The organism is Exiguobacterium sp. USCH10, from assembly GCF_037619445.1.
GTDB classification, from domain to species: domain Bacteria; phylum Bacillota; class Bacilli; order Exiguobacteriales; family Exiguobacteriaceae; genus Exiguobacterium; species Exiguobacterium aestuarii_A.
This window is the reverse complement of the sequence record NZ_JAQPZO010000003.1, coordinates 69,835-88,920: the sequence shown is the minus strand read 5'-3', so window position 1 is coordinate 88,920 and position 19,086 is coordinate 69,835. Positions and strand designations below refer to the sequence as shown.

Genomic DNA, 19,086 nt, shown 5'->3' with positions numbered 1-19,086 from the left:
TCATCTTTTTCTATACGTTTTGTGAGGAGGGAAATAGATGAGAGGGATTTCTGTTTACTTAAGTGAGGAATTGACGTCTGCGTCCATTGATTGGATCGAACGCATGCGAGAGAGCGGGTTCACGAGCATCTTCACGTCGCTTCATATTCCGGAAGACGATTCGATGTTATATACAGGACGGCTCCAGCAATTAGGGGAATTGGCAAGGCGCCTAAACATGGAACTCGTGGCAGACATCGCCCCGTCATCTCTACAGACGCTCGGTAAGGACTGGAATGATGCCCATACACTGTTGGACTGGGGCGTCACGGGGTTACGTGTCGACTATGGCGTCACACCGAAACAAGTGGCCGACTTGTCACGACATATGATGGTCGCACTCAATGCCAGTACACTCACGGAAACAGAGCTTGAAGAGATGTTGCGACAAGGGCTACGACGGGACCACGTCGAAGCGTGGCATAATTTTTATCCACGACCTGAGACGGGGCTTGACCGCTCCTGGTTTGACGAGAGAAACGCCTGGTTACATGCACAAGGAATCAAAGTACAGGCGTTCATTCCTGGAGATGAACAGTTACGTGGACCTCTTCATGAGACGTTACCGACACTCGAGGAGCATCGCCATCAGTCTCCGCTTTCGTGTTATATCGATTTACAAGCGACGGTCGACCGAATTTTGATTGGTGACCCGCGCGTGTCCAATCAGGCGATGCGACAATTTCAGGTGTACGATGAAGGAATCATCGTCCTTCGTGCAACTTCAGAGTACGGTGTCGATTCATTACCGACACTGCATACGAACCGGATGGACCCAGCCCGAGATGTCATTCGCTCGGTCGAATCGAGAGCTTACGGACGACCCGGGGACCATTTGATTCAATCGCGAAATACAGAAAAACGACTGCTCGGTAGCATCACGTTGGACAACGAACGATATGGGCGTTATGCGGGGGAACTGCAAGTGACGAAGCGAGATTTGCCGGCAGATGAACGGGTCAACGTCATCGGTCGGGTCATTGAAATGGATCGCACGCTCATCCGTCACATTGGACCGGGAAGACGTTTTCAAATTGACTGGAAGTGACTCAGGATTGCCACCATCCTATATCATTGTGTACAGTAGAGAGGGAGGGTGGAACATGAAAGACATTAATTTTAATATCATTTCAGACGACGCGACGGACGGACACGGCGGTTTTGGTGTCGGTTCGCTTAGTTTAAATAACATGTCCCCGGTCATCATCGATGTCGAGGCGGGCACGGCGACAATCGATATGGGTGCGATGCACGCCAAGTCTGCCATCGAGAAGCGAATCAAGTTTTTGACGGACCAAGAAGCGGTACCGAACGGGAAACCGTATTGGATCGTTTGGGTGACGGTCGGTCGAAAACGAGAAGGCTTTTACTATGGCGGCGTCGCGGCATGTGACATGTCGGTAGATGTCGAAGCGAGACGAGGCTATAAATTATTGCCTTATCACGTTAATCAGATGGACAAATCGTTGAAGGGTCGGATTTTAATCGACATGATGGACGCTCCGTCCCGCGACGTATTGGCGAATTTCCTACAAGAACATCGCCCAGAAATTTGGACGAACTCGACTGAACTTCATGCAGAGCTCGAGCGCTTAGGTGCCGAGTAAAAAGATTGGACGATTTTTTCGTCTCCAATCTTTTTTGTTTCGCATTTTTGGGAGTAAAAGGAAATTATGTAACTGAAGAGATATTCATTTGTAATTGTATGAAAATTCAGTATTATGATATACTGACTACATTGTGAAAAAAAGAAAGGGTGATACGATGAGCGAAACGAAAAAAATCTTAATCGGTCTCGCGCTAGGTGTTGTAGTTGGTCTCGGATTGGCGGGATTGCCGGATTCAATTTATGAGATTGTGAATCCGTATATTTTATCTCCGGTCGGAACGGTCTTTTTGAATCTGATTAAAATGTTAGTCGTGCCGATCGTCTTCTTCTCGATTATTTTAGGCGTCATGGGTCTCGGGGACCCGAAAGAGCTAGGTCGGGTCGGGACGAAGTCGATTTTGTTCTTCTTAGCGACGACAGCACTCGCGATTATGTTGGCGATGGGCGTCGCATCTGTTTTACAACCAGGGGAGCGTGGGGACTTCCAAACAACAGGTCTTGAATTTGAATCTACAGCGACCGAGGAATCGTCAAATATCGTACAGACATTCGTCAATATGATTCCAACGAATCCGATTACGGCACTCGCTGAAGGAAACATGCTTCAAATCATCGTCTTTGCAGCATTGATTGGATTCGCGCTGATTGCCCTTGGTGACAAGGCGAAGACATGGCGTCAATTCGTCAAACAAGGTGATCGCATCATGATGTACTTGATTCATCTCGTCATGAAGCTCGCGCCATACGGTGCATTCGCATTGATTGCTTCGGCAATCGGAGGCATCGGTCTCGATGCGGTCGTCGCCATGGCATGGTATATGATCGCCGTTGTCTTGACGCTCTTCTTACACGCAACGATTGTATACGGGGCAGCCGTTTACTTCATCGGAAAGATGAGCCCAGTGTTCTTCTTCAAAAACTTCTATGAGGCGATGACATTCGCATTCTCGACATCTTCGTCGAATGCGACGCTTCCGGTATCGATGGAAGTCGCCCAGAAGAAACTCGGTGTACCACGTTCGATTTCGTCGTTCGTGCAACCACTCGGGGCAACGGTCAACATGGACGGAACGGCCATCATGCAAGGTGTTGCTACCATCTTCATCGCGCAAGTATTCGCGTCTGACTTAACAATGACTCAATTGTTGACGGTCGTCATTACGGCGGTCCTTGCTTCAATCGGGACAGCAGGTGTACCAGGGGTCGGGCTTGTCATGCTTGCCCTCGTCCTTCAGTCGGTCAACTTGCCGGTAGAGGGAATCGCCCTCATTATCGGGGTCGACCGTATTCTCGATATGCTTCGCACATCTGTCAACATCACGGGGGATGCGGCATGTGCGGTCGTCGTTTCGAAATTGGAAGAAAAACATCTACCACCAGTCGACGAAGACTCGTGGGATGAAGCAGGTGCGACCTCTTCATCAACGCTATGATATAGTAGAGGACCATGACAACGCGTCATGGTCCTTATTTTGTGAATAGAAAGAGTGATGATTATGGAATGGGAACTGCTCCCGCTCCCTTTATTTTTAGCCATAAGCATCATACTAAATAGTGTGATTGCGGTGGCTGGGGTGTTACCGAGTGCTTTTTTGACGGCGATCAACGTGAGTGTCCTCGGTCTCGTACCCGGTATTCTCGTCTCGATTGTCGGTGAGGCGGTAGGAGCCATCGTCAGTTTCATTCTTTACCGAAAAGCGCTGCATCGTTATACGTCCCCGGACGGTGGCCGGTTTCAGCGACTCCGAAAGGCGACGGGAGCCGAGGCCTGGTTTCTCGTCCTTGGCATGCGTCTCATGCCGTTCGTACCGTCTGGACTCGTCACGTTATCGGCAGCGTTCAGTCGTATGACACTCGCCTCATTTGCGGTCGCAAGTACGATTGGGAAAGTGCCTGCCCTCATCATGGAAGGGCTGGCGGTGACGGCAGCGATGCAATTGACGGTCGGATGGCAACTGTTCTTGGTCGGTCTCGTCGGGGTTTCTTACCTCGTCTGGCGAATGCGTCAGAGAAGAGGCGAGAAGATATGACAAAACGCCTCGACGAAACGCTTACCGGTCGTTTTCTTCCGTAACACGGCCCAGTCGATTAAAATCGATTCCTCAAAATCTTTTAAGAAGGTTTCGTGAAGTTGTTGGATTGACGTCGTATCGAACTGGGCGATCATCATCTCGTGATTCAGAAACATACTTCGGAAATCGAAGTTGGCTGACCCGACGAGTGCAACTTTGCCATCGATCAGGAGCGTTTTCGCATGGATGAAATGGCGATTGTATTTATAAATTTTAATGTTCCGCTTCAACAGCTGTTCGAAATAATATTCGGTCGCATGGAAGCTGAACCATTCGTCTCCCTTGCCCGGTACGACGATGCGCACATCAATGCCGCTACGACCTGCGACTTCGAGAATCGCCAACAGTTCAGGTGGAGGAACGAGGTATGGGGTGGTGAGCCAGATCGACTCTTTTGCCTCCATCAACAGACGCATCAACCCATCGCGAATCGTCACGTCTTTACCAGGTGACGTGACGAGCAGTTGTGTCGCCCCGTTTTGTCCTTTCGGTTCATTCACAAAGTACTGAGAGAGGTGCTCTTCATCTGCGAATAGGTCCCACGTCTCATCAATTGTCCCTTGTCCCGCATACAGCCAGTTCTCGACAAAAAGCTGTTGGAGTTCTCGGACGAGCGGACCTTCGAGACGTAGATGCGTGTCACGCCAGAAACCGAGCTTCTCATTTTTTCCGAGATATTCATCACCGACGTTCAACCCGCCTGTTAGCGCGATTCGCCCATCCACGACAATCAGTTTTTGATGGTTGCGGAAGTTGGCATTGAAAACGAGGTATGGATGCAAGACCGGGTCAAACGCTTGGACGTGGACACGGGATTCCCGTAACGGCTGGATAAAGTCTTCCCCGATTTCTTGGCTACCGAGTCCGTCATATAAAAAGCGAACGATGACGTTCTCATTCGATTTTTGGATAAGTGCATCTCGGACCTTTAATGAAATCTCATCGGTTCTAAATAGATAGTATTGAATGTGGATATGGTCGGTCGCACTGTTGATGGCATCTAATAACGCCTCGAACTTTTCTTCGCCGTTGACGAGGAGAGTTGTCGACGTGTGAGCGTCCGCACCGCTTGCTCCTAGTTTTTCAAGTGTCCGCGTCAATGGATAGGCAGACACGATATCGGGAGAAGTCTCGATTGTTTCACTCTCAATGGCTTGTCTTAGCAGCCGGATTTCTGATGACGTTCGTTTAAAGCGTCGATGGCGACGCGGCGTACGGCCGAACATGACCCATGCCAAGACGCCGATGAACGGGATGAAGAAGACGGTCAATAACCAGGCGAGCTTCCCTTGGGGCTGTACTTGGTCAAATAAAATCTGCCAACCAACGACGAGCGGTGCGACGATTGCGATTCCGATTAATACGGGAATGAGGACATCGAGCCAAAATAAGAGACCGACGAGCAAAATGACGCTGATGATCATGATGATCAGTTGAATGACGCGACGTTTCAAAGGAAACACCACCTTTCCATGAACGATGAAAACGAGGGGAGATTCCCCTCGTTTTTTAGTAAACGCTGTTCAGGACAGCGTTAATTTCGTCCGCATAACGAACGAAGAAGTACACATTTACTGCGAGAGAGAATAGGACGAGGAAGAGACCGAACTGTGCTTTGACCCGATTTCGATTCCAGTAATAGAAGACGGACAAGAGCACTGCCAGTCCTACGAATAGAGCGATGACTTCAACGATTCCCCAGACGATGTCCTTGGATAAAAACATGTCGACGATTGTCATGACGACGTAGATGAAAACGACAATCCCCATAATCACGACTAAAATAGCTAAAATGATGCTAATCCAATCCGAGCTAACTGCGTCAATTAGGTTTTCAATGGCCATTTCATATTCGCTCACAACCGTTCCTCCTTTCGACCGATTGCATAACTATACATCCATTACCCTTTTTTCAACATCTAAAATCAAGCTTTCACTGGCGGATGAATGAATGAGGGAAGTGGAATTTTAGAAACGATTGCCACGACCGCGAATACATAGAGCCAACTATTCGGTGGGAAAAAGAGCACGAGTAACACGATGATGGCCAACGGTTGTCGCATCGCCGTGGCGAGTAAAGCGCTCGTCGTCAGAACGACTGAAAATGTCATATCGAGTTCGAACAAGAGACTGAAAAAATAACCGAGTGTGAACGAAGAGAAGAGGAGCGGATAAATATGACCACCGCGCCAGCCGGTCGCTAGACAGAATGCCGTAAAGAGCAGTTTTAACACGCTGTAGAGAAGAAGAGTGTATAACGGGATGAGTTGCCAGTCTTCTGCATATTCGAGAATCGTTTCTTCTCCAGAGAAGAGGAGGTTCGGATAAAGAAGAGCCATGATTCCAATCCCGACGCCGCCGAGCGTTGTGAGGATTAGAATAGGCACGTTTGAGAAGAGATGCATCAATGCATGTTCACTGACCAAGTAAAGCCAGCCGAGAACCATGCCGCCAAGAATAATGAATAACATCGTCCAATCAATCTGGACACTTTCAATCGCAGGGAACTTAATGATGAACGGTGGACGCTCGTCAAGTTGATTGAGTAAATAAAATGTCCCGATTCCGGCGAGTGTCGCAAGCAGGTTCAGCATCGGTTGCTTTTTCTGCTCGCTTTCTTCCGCCGCAATGGCACCAAAGAGTGGCGCGTTGAAGACAATTCCGAGTACGACGGCATGACCGACTTCTTGCAATTCCGCTAATTCTTGACGGACGTGACGGATGCGCTCCGAGAACCATGTCGTGAGTCCGCCGACGATGCCGACGAGCGCGGCCTCGGGACCGAGACTTGCTCCTCCAATGAGAACGAGGAGGGCGGTCAACGTCGTATATCCGATCAAACGATAGTCAATGCGCCCCGTTCCTTTTCGTTCTTCTAACACTTCAGGCATGAGACGGGGCATTCGCCCATACCGACGTTGCAACAGACCGATGCATACCCCGGCGATGACCGGTACGAGAAACAAATAAAACGGAAAATTAAATTGCTCAGGTACCGTATGCCACACAACGTGAATCCCTTTATAAACAACGGATAGAAAGAGCCAACTCACTAAGCCGATGATGATTCCGAGTACGATGGCATAACCACTGACAATCCATGATTTCATCTACATCTCCACCTCTTTCGCTCGCGTCGACCTTCTATAATATGCTATCTCCTGAACATCTCAGACCGAAACCTAAAAAACGATGAAACCGTATCGAAGTGATGAAAACGACAACCGCTTCATACGAAAAACAAAAAAGTGCGGACACTCGATCAAGTCGATGCCCACACTTGGAATAACGAAACCTGCTTATGCTGTTTTGATGACGTGCTCTTTCGCAGGAGCCGGTTTTCCGAAGAAATACCCTTGGGCCAAGTCGAATCCGAGTTCACGACACACATCCGCCTCTTCGATGCGCTCGACACCTTCAGCGAGAAGTGTGATGCCCATCGAGTGGGTCAACGCACGCACTTTTTTGAGGAAATCCCGCTTTTCGGCATCCTCGTCACAAAATGAAACATACGAACGGTCGATTTTGACATAGTCCGGTTCGAGTCGCTTCAACATGTCGATGGTCGAGAAACCTGCACCGACGTCGTCTAGCGCAACTTGCATCCCCCGCTTTTTATATGTCGAAAAGACGTGCTGCAAATGATCGACGTCATGTACCTTCTCTGTCTCCACGACTTCGAAGATAAAACGGTCCGGACTGAGATCATATCGATCGATGATATCGAACGTATGCTGCAAACAATAGTCTGGATTGTAAATCGTTGAGGGTAAGAAGTTGATGAATGTCTTTTGGTGAGGGGCGACGGCTTCGTATGTCGCTTTAATCGCCTCAGCACGAGCCCGCTGATCGAGCTTCGAATGAAGACCGAAACGGTTTGCCGTCCGGAATAAATCATAAGGCGAGATGTTGGCACCGCTACGGAGAAGTGCCTCGTACCCGAACGTTTCCGTAGAATCGAGGAAGAAGATTGGCTGGAGATGACTCTCGAACGTGCCGTGCTGAATCTGTTCAATGATGTGCCGGTTAGCAAGCTGATCTTTTAATACTTCGACCTCAAGCGGCGGGGTCTGACGGTTCGATGCAGGATCGACACAGTATACCGTTCCGTTTGCTTGTGTGAGGAGTACATCTAGTTCTTCAAACGATGTATACGGGTATTCCTTGAATGTTGTGACGAGTGTCCCTTGAGCAATCAAAGGAATTGTTGTATTACAAGAAGCGCAGGGTGACCACATACTATTCCACCTTTCCATTCAAAATTGGTTCATTCAGTATATCGGTCACGTCTCACAAAAAACTCACATTCAGGAACCATTCTTCAAAAAATTCGTGCAAAATGGGTACAGGTTTTGTATACTTCCTATCGTATGATTAAGAAGCGCCTCAAAACGCCACTCGCATACGAACAACTTTTTGAACAGAAAGGGGTTCTATCGATGGACCAAAAATTAAAATTATGGTTTACGGAGCACCAAACAGAAGATTACGGGATCACGTTCCGTGTAAACCACGTTTATGAGAGCGAACAAACGGAGTTTCAACGACTAGAAATGGTCGAAACGGACGAGTTCGGAACGATGTTGTTACTTGACGGGATGGTCATGACGACGGATAAGGACGAATTCGTCTATCACGAGATGGTCGCACACGTCCCACTCTTTACACACCCGAATCCAAAGCATGTGCTTGTAGTCGGTGGGGGAGACGGCGGTGTCATCCGTGAAATCATGAAACACCCATCAGTTGAAAAGGCAGTTCTCGTTGATATTGACGGGAAAGTCATTGAATATTCGAAGAAATACTTGCCGAACATTGCCGGTGAACTTGATAACCCACGTGTTGAAGTCATCGTCGGTGACGGTTTCATGCATATTGCGAAATCAGAGAACGAGTACGACGTCATTATGGTCGACTCGACAGAACCAGTTGGGCCAGCAGCGAACCTCTTCACAAAAGGATTCTATGCAGGCATCTCGAAAGCGCTCAAAGAGGATGGCATCTTTGTCGCACAAACGGATAACCCGTGGTTCACACCAGAACTCATTCAAACGGTTCAACGTGACGTGAAGGAAATCTTCCCGATCACGAAATTGTACACGGCGAACGTTCCGACGTACCCGAGCGGGATGTGGACGTTCACAATCGGTTCGAAGAAATACGATCCGGAACAAGTATCGGCTGAGCGTTTCCATGACATCGAAACAAAATATTACACGCCGAAGCTTCACAACGCGGCGTTCGTCCTTCCAAAATTCGTGGAGGATTTGACAAAATGATCAAACGTTTTGATGAAGCATACTCAGGTAAAGTGTTTATCGCCAGTCTCCCAGAGGTGACAGAGGCGAAGACGGTTCTTTACGGGATGCCGATGGACTGGACGGTCAGTTTCCGTCCGGGTTCACGTTTCGGTCCGAACCGGATTCGTGAAGTGTCGATCGGCCTTGAAGAATACAGCCCGTATTTAGACGGTGATTTGGCAGATGCAGCGGTATACGATGCAGGAGATATCCCACTTCCATTCGGGAACGCACCGAAGTCGCTCGATATGATCGAGGCGTTCGTCAAAGATGTCGTCAAAGCAGGCAAGTTCCCACTCGGAATGGGTGGCGAACATCTCGTCACATGGCCGATCATCAAAGCGATGCACGACGTGTACGGCGACGACTTTGTCATCATCCACTTGGATGCGCATACGGACCTTCGGGATGAGTATGAAGGCGAGCCACTCTCACACTCGACTCCGCTTAAAAAAGCGGCAAACTTGATTGGACCATCGAACTGTTACTCGTTCGGAATCCGTTCAGGGATGAAAGAAGAGTTTGAGTGGGCACGTGAAGTCGGCTACAACATGCATCAATTTGAAGTCATCGAGCCTCTCAAGCGCGTCTTACCGACACTCGCTGGGAAAAAAGTATATGTCACGATCGACATCGACGTTCTTGACCCGTCAGCAGCACCAGGGACAGGTACACAAGAAATCGGCGGCATCTCGACGAAAGAATTGCTAGAAGCGGTACACGCTATCGCGAACGCAGACCTCGACATCATCGGCGCAGACCTTGTCGAAGTGTCACCGGCATACGATCAGTCGGATATGACGGCCATCGCGGCAGCAAAAATTCTTCGTGAGATGATGATTGGATTCGTGAAATAAATGCGGAAAAAAGGTCAGCTGGAAATGGAACTGAGCGCCCGGATCACCCAATGGGAGAAAGAATATTTGGGTCGCGGGTCATTGACGTGTAAGGCAGACCTGCTTCGGGACCTCGCCATCGTCACACTCCAAGGTGTGTTGACGCCGGCCGAGTATGACTTGGCCACCAAGTCGTCAGGTCGCGAGCAATTGAAGAAATACCGCAACAATCTCGTCGAATCGGGACGGAGCCAACTTGAAACGATTGTCGGGCAAGTGCTCGGCCGTTCGATTGTTTCGCTCCACACGGACATCAGTACGAAAACAGGGGAGCGTCTCATCGTCTTTCGTTTGGACGCGCCTTGGGATCAAACCGATTGACAACGGAACGTCGACTTTTTAAAATGAAATTCAGAGACGTGAGAGGAGCGAATGGACGAGTCGTCACGAAGCGTGCTTTCGAGATCTTCTTACGGAGCTACTGAACAATTTAATCAACCGACAGTTGTCGGCCTGACGGAGCGAATAGTCGAGCCGTCGGCATACAGCGCACGCCTTCTTTAGGTGTGCGCTTTTTTGTCGCCAAGGAGGAACATGTATGGATTTGTTTTTATTTTTACTGACGAGCGCTCCCGTGCTTCTATTTGTGACGGGCGTGATTGCCGCAGTCGGGAAATCGAACTTGAAGATTCCTGATTCACTGAGCACGACGCTAAACATTTACTTACTACTGGCCATTGGATTGAAAGGTGGGATGGGACTCGCCTCGGTATCATTTGAAGAAATTGCACTGCCATTGACGGTGACGCTGTTGATTGGGATTTTATTACCGCTCCTCGCTTTTCTCGCAGGAGGTCTCCTGAAGTTTACCTTCCACGAACGGATTGCTATGGCTGCGACGTTTGGTTCCGTCTCGCTCGTGACCTATGTGGCTGCATCGACGCAGCTGGAGCGCCTAGGGATTGGATATGAACCGTTCATGACGACATTGGTCGTCGTTCTTGAAATCCCTGGACTGATTGTGGCGTTACTGTTGTATAACCAAACGCAGGTGATGGGGATCACCGCGACGTCGGGCAAAACGAATTCGCTGTCTGTCCTCCGGGATAGCTTATTTTCGAAGAGCATCTTGCTTATGCTGGCAGGTCTTGTGGTCGGACTCGTGACGCCAGATGCGACTCCGCTCAAACCGTTCTTTGTGGACTTGTTCCCAGGGGTGTTGCTCCTCTTCTTATTAGGATTGGGGGTAAAAGTCGGACAACAGTTGAAGACGGTGCCGACGTATGGGCTGAAGTTCGTTGCCATGGGGATGTTATTCCCGTTGATTGGGGCACTTGTTGGCTTTTTGGCAGCGGGTGTCGCGGGTCTTTCAGAAGGAGGAACGATACTTCTTATGACATTAGCGGCGAGTGGTTCATACATTGCCGCGCCTGCGATGCTACAAGCCTCGGTCCCGGAAGCGAAACCGTCCTTTTATTTGACCCTCTCCCTTGCGGTCACGTTCCCGTTCAACTTGTTGATTGGCATTCCGTTGTATATTGCAATCGTTACATGAAAAAGCGTCGACTCCTCTTGAGTCGGCGCTTTTTGTGTGTTCGTTGAGCATTATTGTGTCACTTTTTGCGCTTCCATACATTTGAGAGCGGCCGTCCAGCTTCCAAAGAGGACGTTAATCGTCGATGTACTCGGCACGTTCCGTCCTTCCGCCCATTTTCGATAGTGGAGGATGCTGAAATGAGGCAATTCTTTCTTCGCGAGCCGGAGCGCTTCAATCACATCTTCTTCATCCCATTTCCGTTTCGGTGGAGCGATGTCCAATACGAAAAGAGCGTAGCTCCAAGAACCATACTTTCTAGCGATGGTCGCAACGGTCGGATAGCCGCGTTCTTGCGCCCACACCGCATAATGTTGAGACGTGAGGCGTTCGAGTTCTTCCGATGCTTCGATCAAGGCTTGGATGATGCGTTCTTCACTATTTTTAGCGGCCGTTGTTTGAAGTTTCGCTTCTCGGAGTGCATTCGACCATGAACCAAAGCGACTACTGATGAGGGTGAGAGAAGGCGATCGTGTCACTTTTGACCATTCTCGGTACGTTTGACTCGTGAATAGCGTGAGCTCTTCTGCAGCTTTGTTTAACGCGCGTAGAATATCTTCGTCTGAATAATAATGAAACGAAAGCTTAATCTGTGCTGCAACGAGGGCTTCGCGCCACGAACCAAATTGATGAATGACGGTAGAAAGGGAAGGGACATTTTTGTCATGAGACCAAACGCTGTATTGTTTGGAATCAAGTTCTGCGTATTCTTGGGCAGCCAACTGCAAAGCTTGTACGATTTGAGGTCTTGTCCATTTTTTCATCTTGGTGTCTCTCCTTTTGTGTGAACGCTCACGGGCGTCTCAGAAGGTCTCTTGGTGTGAATGAACATGTATGTTGTTAGGTTGGTCGTACAGAAGTCAAACAGCGATGCGGTACAGGTTCCTCCTTTTCATTCAAAACACAGTTGTCAACAACACCCAATTTTATTTGGTATGTTCTTTCCATTCCCGCTCGGAAGAAAATTATTCATTATGTGAAAGAAAAGATGAGAATAACTTTGTGAACTTATTTGTTACAGCGATTTCATTAATAACAAAAAGCTCGCATTATCCTTAAATTTGTTACAACGACTCGGGTAGTTTACTAGCATCAACGCATTCTTCGCACACCATACCCAACACGATTACACAACTTAGACATTTGGAGGTGCAATACACGATGGCTACACTCGTTAACGTCTATCGAAGAAATCGCAGAAACTTATTATTCTTCTGCGTCGATATCGCAATCGTCTCAATCGTCTTATATATGACGTTTGACATTTTATTTTCGAAAGTGATGCCGTTCACAGCAACAACATACGATTTGTTACTGATGGTGGCAATCAAAATGTTTAGCTTCATGCTTGTCGGGGCGCTTTTGAAAATTCATCGCATCGATTGGCGATACGCTTCAATCCATGAAATGAAACAAGTAACCATTGCGTTGATTAGCAGCGACTTGATTCTATTCGCCTACAATCAATTTCAATTCGGACGCGGGCTCGGCGTCATGATTGCGGTTCAAGGGCTATTAGCATTCAACATGATTTTATTCACGCGTTTCTTGGCCCGTCATCACGTCTTGCATACGTTCAAGCCGCATCCTGCCCCACAAGGTCGGAAAACACTGATCATCGGGGCCGGGAACTCTGGACAGCTCATCGTACGTGAGTTGAAAGAGTATCGGACGAACGTCCTCCATGTGGTTGGAATTATCGATGACGATCCGATGCTCGCCTCCTTATATGTACACGGTGTCCCGATTCTCGGTACGACAGACGATTTAGAACGCATCATCGAAGAACAAGGAATTGAAGTCGTCATTTTCTCTATCCCGAGTCTAGCACACGCGAGACGCATCGAATTGTTGAAACGTATTGAAAAGACTGGCGTTGAATCACATGCACTCCCGATGTTGTCCGAACTTGCTACCGGAAATGTGTCGATTAACGAAATTCGCGAAGTGAAAATCGAGGATTTGTTAGGACGAGAGCCGGTACAACTCGATATTTCAGGTATCTCGAAGCACGTGGAAGGAGCAACGGTCCTCGTGACAGGGGCAGGAGGGTCGATTGGTTCGGAACTCTGTCGTCAATTGATTAAGTTCAAACCGGCCGAGATGATCCTTTTCGGACATGGAGAAAACAGCATTTATTTAATCGAGAAAGAGTTAAACGGACTTGGACTTGAGACGAAACTTCATCCAGTGATCGGGGATGTGCAAGATGTAGAGAGACTCGAACACGTCTTTCAAACGTATCGTCCAGAAATCGTCTATCATGCAGCGGCACACAAACACGTTCCGCTCATGCAAGATAACCCGCTTGAAGCAGTCAAAAATAATATCTATGGCACAAAGAATATGGTCGATGTGGCTTCGAAATATCGGGTCGATCGATTCGTCATGGTATCGACCGATAAAGCAGTCAACCCAACGAACGTCATGGGGTCGACAAAACGAATCGCAGAGATGATCGTTCAGGAAAAAGCGCGTTCAAGCGATACGATTTTCGCTGTTGTTCGATTCGGTAACGTTCTCGGTAGCCGTGGTTCGGTCGTCCCTCTCTTCAAAGAACAAATTGCTCAAGGAGGACCGGTCACGGTAACGGATTCAGAGATGACACGTTACTTCATGACCATTCCAGAGGCGAGTCGACTCGTCATTCAAGCGAGTGTGTTATCCCGAGGTGGAGAAATCTTCGTGCTCGATATGGGAGAACCGGTCAAAATTATCGATTTAGCGAAAAAGATGATTGAGCTCAGCGGGTTCACCATCGATCAAATTCCGATTGAAGTGACGGGGATTCGCCCGGGTGAAAAGTTATATGAAGAATTACTGGCTACAAACGAACTCGACCCAGAGGCGAATATTTTCCCGAAAATCTTTGTCGGTTGTACCCGCCCGTTCACATCGGTCGCTCCCATCTTACGGTTGATTGAACACTTCCGACAAAACGGTCCGGCACTGACAGACGCGTTATTATTCGTCGCAAACAGTAATGATATTGACCGAGATTTGCAACGAATTTTTGCAAGTGGATTCGAGTTTATCCCAGCCCAGCATGTGCGCATCCGGGTCGTCGATGGAAATTAAAGGGGGGAGTGCAATGGATCGTGTCATGGTGATCGGTGTATCCACGTTCAAAGGGTTTCATCTTGCCAGGCGACTACTAAAAGACGGATACGAAGTGATTGGGATTGATGACGAAGGAGAATCAAAAACGCAACTTGCGAGACAACGGCTATACGTCTTGTCTCATCCCTTGTTCCATCTCATTCGAACAGATGTCTCCCATAAGCCACACATGCGCCAGATTATGACGATGTATGAACCGAATCACGTCATCTTATGCAGTGGGGTCTATCAAAATCGTGAAATAGAGCGATACGAACAAGTGAAGCAGCTCGTCATGAATCAAAAAAGTCGGGTGTCGATTCAGTCGTTCATCACGTTCGACCTTCCAATTGAACAGACTCGTCATTCTTCATCAGCGCTTCATCTGATAACAGAGGATGTATACGGACCTTGGGATGATTCGACAACCCTGTTTTCGAAAGCGGTACTCGCGATTGACCAAGGTCATCGTATGGTCGGATTCTATGCAACGGACATTGTAAAAGCCTCTTATATCGATGATGTGGTCGAAACCGTCGTTCGTGTCATCAAATTGATTCAGTCAGGCTTGCCAATCGTTGGACAGTTCCGAATCGATGCCTCGGATTATGTACACGTCCAAACGCTGCTCACCGAAATCGGGCACCAGATGCATCAACCGGTCCATGTATCTCTACCGATGCGTGACCAAGTCTTTCAAGAAACAGATTTGCCTACGCTAGAAGCGATGATTGGATTTCAACCACGTACCCCGCTTCACGAGGGGTTACGGAAGACGATCGAATGGTACAACGCCTATCAAACGATGATGAAGGAGGACATGAGCACATGACTATTTTATTATCAAAACCGCACATGTCCGGACGAGAGATGGCTTACGTAGAAGAAGCATTCGCTAGTAACTGGATTGCGCCACTCGGTCCGAACGTTAACGCCTTTGAAGAAGAGCTTGGGAAGTACGTTGATCACACACATACACTCGCGACGAGTTCTGGCACAGCGGCGCTCCATCTCGCGTTGTTGACGTTAGGAATTGAAAGAGGAGATGTGATCTTTTGTCAGTCCCTCACATTCGTCGCTTCAGTCAATCCCATTCTGTATGTCGGGGCGACACCGGTATTCATCGATTCAGAAAAAGAAACGTGGAACATGTCACCGGAAGCATTACGAAAAGCATTGGTTCAAGCCGCTACGAAAGGAAAGTTACCGAAAGCGGTCATCGTGGTTCATCTATACGGGGTAGTCGCGAAGATTGGCGAGATTCGTCAAATTTGCCAAGAGTTCGGGGTGGCATTGATTGAAGATGCTGCGGAATCGCTCGGAGCGACTTGGAAAGGGCAGATGACCGGTACGATTGGTGACATCGGATTCTATTCGTTCAATGGGAACAAAATCATCACCACATCCGGTGGAGGGATGCTATTGCTAGGCTCTGACAGTCAGCGCCAATATGCGTTGAAACTCGCAACGCAAGCAAGAGAGAACGTTTTACATTACGAACATGAAGAAGTCGGGTACAACTATCGCTTGAGTAATGTGTCGGCAGGAATCGGTCGAGGACAGCTAGAGGTCATCGAACAACGAGTCCGGGCGAGACGTAACGTCTTTCGTCGGTATGAACAAATGTTTTCGACGATTGATGTCACGTATCAACAAGAAATTCCTTTCTCTCGTGCGAATCGTTGGTTGACCGCCATGCAAGTCGGACGCGATATCGCCAGCCGTGATCAGTTGATTCAACAGTTGAGCGACGCCGAAATTGAATCACGCCCAGTCTGGAAACCGATGCACCTACAACCGCTCTATCGAGATGCCGAATACGTCACGGTTGACGGGGAAGACGTGAGTCGTCACTTATTTGAAAACGGTATTTGCTTACCATCGAGCTCGAGTTTGACGATTGGTGAACAACAGAAAGTCATTCAGACCGTGCTAGATACACGCCATTTCGTAAAAGAAAAAAGCGTGTAAGGAGGAAATGAAATGAAAACGGAAGCAGAGATCATTCGAGCGCTTCAAACCGCAGCATCTCTGACTCCATCTCTCACGGTGACACAATATCAACGATGGAGCCAAAATCGAGACGTTCCCACCTTTCTCGAGATTTTATCTGTTTATGGAACGTGGATGAATGCCCTGAAAGCATCCGGACTGTTAGAAGTTAGACGATACGAGTCCCAGGATATGATTCAGGCACTTCGGCTCGCATCGGCAGAAGAAGGAAGGCTGACGAGTGCTCAATATCGGCACTGGGCATCGGGACGAAGTGTTCCTTCATTAGGTGATATTATTACCCACTTCGGGTCGTGGAGTCTCGCCGTCAAAGCGGTCGAGCGTTTAGAAGAAGAGCATTTCACCGTACAACCTGCCAAAGACAAAGCGGAGATTGTACAAGCATTATATGAAGCGTATCGAGTATTAACGCCTTTCAATGCGATTACGTATCAAAAGTGGGCTAAACGTTTTAATAAACCGAGCGTTGCGAAAGTATCGAGACGATTTGGTTCTTGGAAACGAGCGTTATGCGAACTAGGGATTCATGAAATGACGGATCAAAAGTGATCAATGGAGGGATCGAGAGATGACTAGACCGATTGTACTCATGATTAGTGACCATCATACATCCACTTTCCTCTATCACGCGATCCGCGATTTAGGCGTGACACATGTCATTCAAGAAGACGGTCCTACTGAACATCGACCGCAGTCGCTCAAACAGTGGATTACTCATTTGTATATTCGATGGGCGACGCCATATATGAAATGGACGAGTCAAGCGCGTATTCGAGAAGTGAGAGAGCGTTATCCGTTACAGGATTCTCCGATTCCTCCTCATCACCTCATCCATGTCTCATCCTTGAATGATGACAAAACGCTCATGTGGCTCGAACGACTTGCACCGAAACTGCTCGTGATTCATGAAACCGGTCCAATCGAGTCGAGTCGTTTGAACCAGTTGTCATGCCCGATCATCACCGTTCGTCCATCGATGGCGGAAGGGCAGCTACAAGCCTATTGGGCGATTCAATCCGTGCCTTCTTTTTGTGAGGCGACGCTCGAACAATGGACGACACAAGGATGGCGCGTTCTCGATCGGGCGGTCATCTATAAAGGCGGAAGCGACAATTTTGCCACCTATCCTTATTTACAATTGACCACGGTCTTGCCCATGTTGCGTCGACACATCGAAACACTGGATCTCGTACAACTAGATCGACGACAAATTAAAGTCCAAGCCTGAGGCTTGGACTTAACTGTTGGCGATACAATAATATTGGATGGCTTCGTTATAATACGATGCAAGACCTGGTTCGAAGCGATCATAATAGGCGGTGAATCGCTCATCCGCTACATACATCTGTCCGAGTCCGCTGAACATGTCGAGCGAGCAATCGTAAAAGTGAGTGTGGATGAACAGATGATTGTCTCTGACGACCGATTGAACGCGGTCATCCTCGATTGCGGTCTGTGAGCGGAACAGCTCGACGAGTGGTGCAATCAAATCGAGTTGCATCTGGTTGATTTGCTCCCAGTCCGCTTTCGAGCGCTTCGATGCCCGTTCTTGTGCGGTTTTATAAGCGGAACTGTCTCCCCAACGCTCAATTACCTCGTCTTGATGTTTTGCCTCATGTGCTTGAATCTCTTCATAAGACAATCCTTTGAACAATGACTTGTCTTCCATCGGAATCCCTCCTTTGAGTGAGGTGAGGGTCGCTTCCGCCGTCTCAGCGAGTTGCGCGAAATAGGCGGCTTTTTGTCGTAACGCCTCGACATGTTCGTTCAATACTTCGACTCGATCAAACGTCGATGCATCGAGTAGTTGTCCGATTTGATCGAGCGGAACGTCGAGTGTTCGATACAGTAAGATGAGCTGTAGACGTTCGGCGTCGCTTGACGTATAACGTCGGTAACCGTTGTCGTCTCGGGTGGGGACGAGGAGCCCCACCGCGTCATAATGTCGAAGCGTCCGCGCCGTCGTGCCGGCGAGTGACGCAAGTTGTTGAATCGTATACATCCCTTCACCTCCTTAGCACAAGCGTAAGGGTTGACGTCACGTCAAGGTCAAGCCTGTTTTTCAAATAACGAAAATCCATTCCGCTCCCCGATGTAACGGAAGCCGAACTGTGGATAGTATCCGTTCAAGAACGTGTTGTCTGCCACGCAATCCAATCGGACGGTCGAAGCAGTGTGAGAGAGGGCATACTGCATCAACCGTTCACCGATCCGCTCCCCCTTCAAGCTCGAATCCGTGACGAGCCGATGCAAGTAGACGGCACCGTCCGGATTATCCCATAGATTATGGTCCCAATCGGTCGGTGGGATGAGACTGACGGCACCGACGACGTGGTGGTCACGTTCATACACAAACACAGTTCCTTTCATTAAATCGTGGCGGACATAATCCGAGCGACTCGGCTCTAAATATTTGACCCATTGGGATTTCCCGGCTGTCTGAAACTCTTTCGCTTTCTTTACAATCAATTGGTCAATGGCTGAAAAATCATCAAATGTCGCAAATCGAAACATGATGAGGCAC

Annotated in this window: 20 protein-coding genes; 13 read left to right on the top strand and 7 right to left on the bottom strand. The window is 48.5% G+C overall.

All coding sequences use genetic code 11. The features are described 5' to 3' along the window. The first annotated feature begins 37 nt into the window (after positions 1–37). The 4 genes from PQI28_RS07620 (at position 38) to PQI28_RS07605 (ending at position 3,678) form a co-directional block, all read left to right on the top strand. The gene (locus PQI28_RS07620; RefSeq protein WP_339962898.1) at positions 38–1,087 is read left to right on the top strand and encodes a DUF871 domain-containing protein; all 1,050 of its coding nucleotides are present in this window, start codon (positions 38–40) and stop codon (positions 1,085–1,087) included. Between the two features lie 55 nt (positions 1,088–1,142). Continuing rightward, positions 1,143–1,646: a YwhD family protein gene (locus PQI28_RS07615; RefSeq protein ID WP_337874904.1), complete on the top strand. Its 504-nt coding sequence runs from the start codon at positions 1,143–1,145 to the stop codon at positions 1,644–1,646. Between the two features lie 157 nt (positions 1,647–1,803). Then, positions 1,804–3,081, top strand: coding sequence for a dicarboxylate/amino acid:cation symporter (locus tag PQI28_RS07610; protein WP_339962897.1), 1,278 nt, complete (start codon positions 1,804–1,806; stop codon positions 3,079–3,081). Between the two features lie 63 nt (positions 3,082–3,144). Next, positions 3,145–3,678: a TVP38/TMEM64 family protein gene (locus tag PQI28_RS07605; protein ID WP_339962896.1), complete on the top strand. Its 534-nt coding sequence runs from the start codon at positions 3,145–3,147 to the stop codon at positions 3,676–3,678. Here the strand turns inward: PQI28_RS07605 and cls are convergent. From cls to PQI28_RS07585, 4 genes are all read right to left on the bottom strand, one after another. Then, entirely contained in the window at positions 3,654–5,183 is a 1,530-nt protein-coding gene (cls, locus tag PQI28_RS07600; protein ID WP_339962895.1) for a cardiolipin synthase, read from the bottom strand. The genes PQI28_RS07605 and cls overlap by 25 nt on opposite strands. 46 nt (positions 5,184–5,229) lie before the next feature. Then, positions 5,230–5,580, bottom strand: a complete 351-nt coding sequence (locus PQI28_RS07595; protein WP_074035622.1) for a hypothetical protein — start codon at positions 5,578–5,580, stop codon at positions 5,230–5,232. 65 nt (positions 5,581–5,645) lie between these two features. Beyond that, a complete protein-coding gene (locus tag PQI28_RS07590) occupies positions 5,646–6,830 on the bottom strand; it encodes a chloride channel protein (protein ID WP_339962894.1) in 1,185 nt (394 codons plus the stop codon). Between the two features lie 189 nt (positions 6,831–7,019). Further along, positions 7,020–7,958: an EAL domain-containing protein gene (locus PQI28_RS07585; RefSeq protein WP_339962893.1), complete on the bottom strand. Its 939-nt coding sequence runs from the start codon at positions 7,956–7,958 to the stop codon at positions 7,020–7,022. 201 nt (positions 7,959–8,159) lie between these two features. Between PQI28_RS07585 and speE the strand changes: the two genes are divergently transcribed. From speE to PQI28_RS07565, 4 genes are all read left to right on the top strand, one after another. Continuing rightward, positions 8,160–8,999: a polyamine aminopropyltransferase gene (gene speE / locus PQI28_RS07580; RefSeq protein ID WP_012727429.1), complete on the top strand. Its 840-nt coding sequence runs from the start codon at positions 8,160–8,162 to the stop codon at positions 8,997–8,999. Further along, a complete protein-coding gene (gene speB, locus PQI28_RS07575; protein ID WP_214784858.1) occupies positions 8,996–9,877 on the top strand; it encodes an agmatinase in 882 nt (293 codons plus the stop codon). The genes speE and speB overlap by 4 nt, the downstream gene beginning before the upstream one ends. Beyond that, positions 9,878–10,237, top strand: coding sequence for a DUF2294 domain-containing protein (locus PQI28_RS07570; protein ID WP_031422162.1), 360 nt, complete (start codon positions 9,878–9,880; stop codon positions 10,235–10,237). Between the two features lie 217 nt (positions 10,238–10,454). Continuing rightward, a complete protein-coding gene (locus PQI28_RS07565; protein ID WP_339962892.1) occupies positions 10,455–11,411 on the top strand; it encodes a sodium-dependent bicarbonate transport family permease in 957 nt (318 codons plus the stop codon). Between the two features lie 50 nt (positions 11,412–11,461). Here the strand turns inward: PQI28_RS07565 and PQI28_RS07560 are convergent, their stop codons facing one another. Further along, entirely contained in the window at positions 11,462–12,214 is a 753-nt protein-coding gene (locus PQI28_RS07560; protein WP_214744652.1) for a homing endonuclease associated repeat-containing protein, read from the bottom strand. A gap of 397 nt (positions 12,215–12,611) precedes the next feature. On the opposite strand from PQI28_RS07560, the gene PQI28_RS07555 reads away from it, so the two are divergent. Genes PQI28_RS07555 through PQI28_RS07535 form a run of 5 tightly spaced genes read left to right on the top strand, consistent with a single transcriptional unit; the run spans position 12,612 to position 17,790 of the window. Beyond that, complete coding sequence (locus tag PQI28_RS07555) at positions 12,612–14,528, top strand: polysaccharide biosynthesis protein (RefSeq protein ID WP_339962891.1); 1,917 nt, start codon at positions 12,612–12,614, stop codon at positions 14,526–14,528. Positions 14,529–14,541: 13 nt separating this feature from the next. Beyond that, entirely contained in the window at positions 14,542–15,381 is an 840-nt protein-coding gene (locus PQI28_RS07550; RefSeq protein WP_214784852.1) for an NAD-dependent epimerase/dehydratase family protein, read from the top strand. Continuing rightward, complete coding sequence (locus tag PQI28_RS07545; protein ID WP_339962890.1) at positions 15,378–16,520, top strand: aminotransferase class I/II-fold pyridoxal phosphate-dependent enzyme; 1,143 nt, start codon at positions 15,378–15,380, stop codon at positions 16,518–16,520. The genes PQI28_RS07550 and PQI28_RS07545 overlap by 4 nt, the downstream gene beginning before the upstream one ends. Before the next feature lie 12 nt (positions 16,521–16,532). Continuing rightward, a complete protein-coding gene (locus PQI28_RS07540) occupies positions 16,533–17,111 on the top strand; it encodes a hypothetical protein (protein ID WP_339962889.1) in 579 nt (192 codons plus the stop codon). Positions 17,112–17,130: 19 nt separating this feature from the next. After that, a complete protein-coding gene (locus PQI28_RS07535; RefSeq protein ID WP_339962888.1) occupies positions 17,131–17,790 on the top strand; it encodes a hypothetical protein in 660 nt (219 codons plus the stop codon). A gap of 9 nt (positions 17,791–17,799) precedes the next feature. Here the strand turns inward: PQI28_RS07535 and PQI28_RS07530 are convergent, their stop codons facing one another. Both PQI28_RS07530 and PQI28_RS07525 read right to left on the bottom strand, forming a co-directional pair. Beyond that, on the bottom strand, positions 17,800–18,564 hold the full coding sequence (locus PQI28_RS07530; RefSeq protein ID WP_214784845.1) for a MerR family transcriptional regulator: 765 nt from the start codon (positions 18,562–18,564) through the stop codon (positions 17,800–17,802). Positions 18,565–18,611: 47 nt separating this feature from the next. Next, positions 18,612–19,076, bottom strand: coding sequence for a GNAT family N-acetyltransferase (locus PQI28_RS07525; protein WP_339962886.1), 465 nt, complete (start codon positions 19,074–19,076; stop codon positions 18,612–18,614). Between the last annotated feature and the right edge of the window lie 10 nt (positions 19,077–19,086).

Bases quoted from the DNA above. Each gene is read 5' to 3' on its own strand.
- PQI28_RS07620 (WP_339962898.1), top strand. From the start codon at position 38: ATGAGAGGGATTTCTGTTTACTTAAGTGAGGAATTGACGTCTGCGTCC.
- PQI28_RS07615 (WP_337874904.1), top strand. From the start codon at position 1,143: ATGAAAGACATTAATTTTAATATCATTTCAGACGACGCGACGGACGGA.
- PQI28_RS07610 (WP_339962897.1), top strand. From the start codon at position 1,804: ATGAGCGAAACGAAAAAAATCTTAATCGGTCTCGCGCTAGGTGTTGTA.
- PQI28_RS07605 (WP_339962896.1), top strand. From the start codon at position 3,145: ATGGAATGGGAACTGCTCCCGCTCCCTTTATTTTTAGCCATAAGCATC.
- PQI28_RS07590 (WP_339962894.1), bottom strand. From the start codon at position 6,830: ATGAAATCATGGATTGTCAGTGGTTATGCCATCGTACTCGGAATCATC.
- PQI28_RS07585 (WP_339962893.1), bottom strand. From the start codon at position 7,958: ATGTGGTCACCCTGCGCTTCTTGTAATACAACAATTCCTTTGATTGCT.
- speE (WP_012727429.1), top strand. From the start codon at position 8,160: ATGGACCAAAAATTAAAATTATGGTTTACGGAGCACCAAACAGAAGAT.
- speB (WP_214784858.1), top strand. From the start codon at position 8,996: ATGATCAAACGTTTTGATGAAGCATACTCAGGTAAAGTGTTTATCGCC.
- PQI28_RS07570 (WP_031422162.1), top strand. From the start codon at position 9,878: ATGCGGAAAAAAGGTCAGCTGGAAATGGAACTGAGCGCCCGGATCACC.
- PQI28_RS07565 (WP_339962892.1), top strand. From the start codon at position 10,455: ATGGATTTGTTTTTATTTTTACTGACGAGCGCTCCCGTGCTTCTATTT.
- PQI28_RS07560 (WP_214744652.1), bottom strand. From the start codon at position 12,214: ATGAAAAAATGGACAAGACCTCAAATCGTACAAGCTTTGCAGTTGGCT.
- PQI28_RS07555 (WP_339962891.1), top strand. From the start codon at position 12,612: ATGGCTACACTCGTTAACGTCTATCGAAGAAATCGCAGAAACTTATTA.
- PQI28_RS07550 (WP_214784852.1), top strand. From the start codon at position 14,542: ATGGATCGTGTCATGGTGATCGGTGTATCCACGTTCAAAGGGTTTCAT.
- PQI28_RS07545 (WP_339962890.1), top strand. From the start codon at position 15,378: ATGACTATTTTATTATCAAAACCGCACATGTCCGGACGAGAGATGGCT.
- PQI28_RS07540 (WP_339962889.1), top strand. From the start codon at position 16,533: ATGAAAACGGAAGCAGAGATCATTCGAGCGCTTCAAACCGCAGCATCT.
- PQI28_RS07535 (WP_339962888.1), top strand. From the start codon at position 17,131: ATGACTAGACCGATTGTACTCATGATTAGTGACCATCATACATCCACT.
- PQI28_RS07530 (WP_214784845.1), bottom strand. From the start codon at position 18,564: ATGTATACGATTCAACAACTTGCGTCACTCGCCGGCACGACGGCGCGG.
- PQI28_RS07525 (WP_339962886.1), bottom strand. From the start codon at position 19,076: ATGTTTCGATTTGCGACATTTGATGATTTTTCAGCCATTGACCAATTG.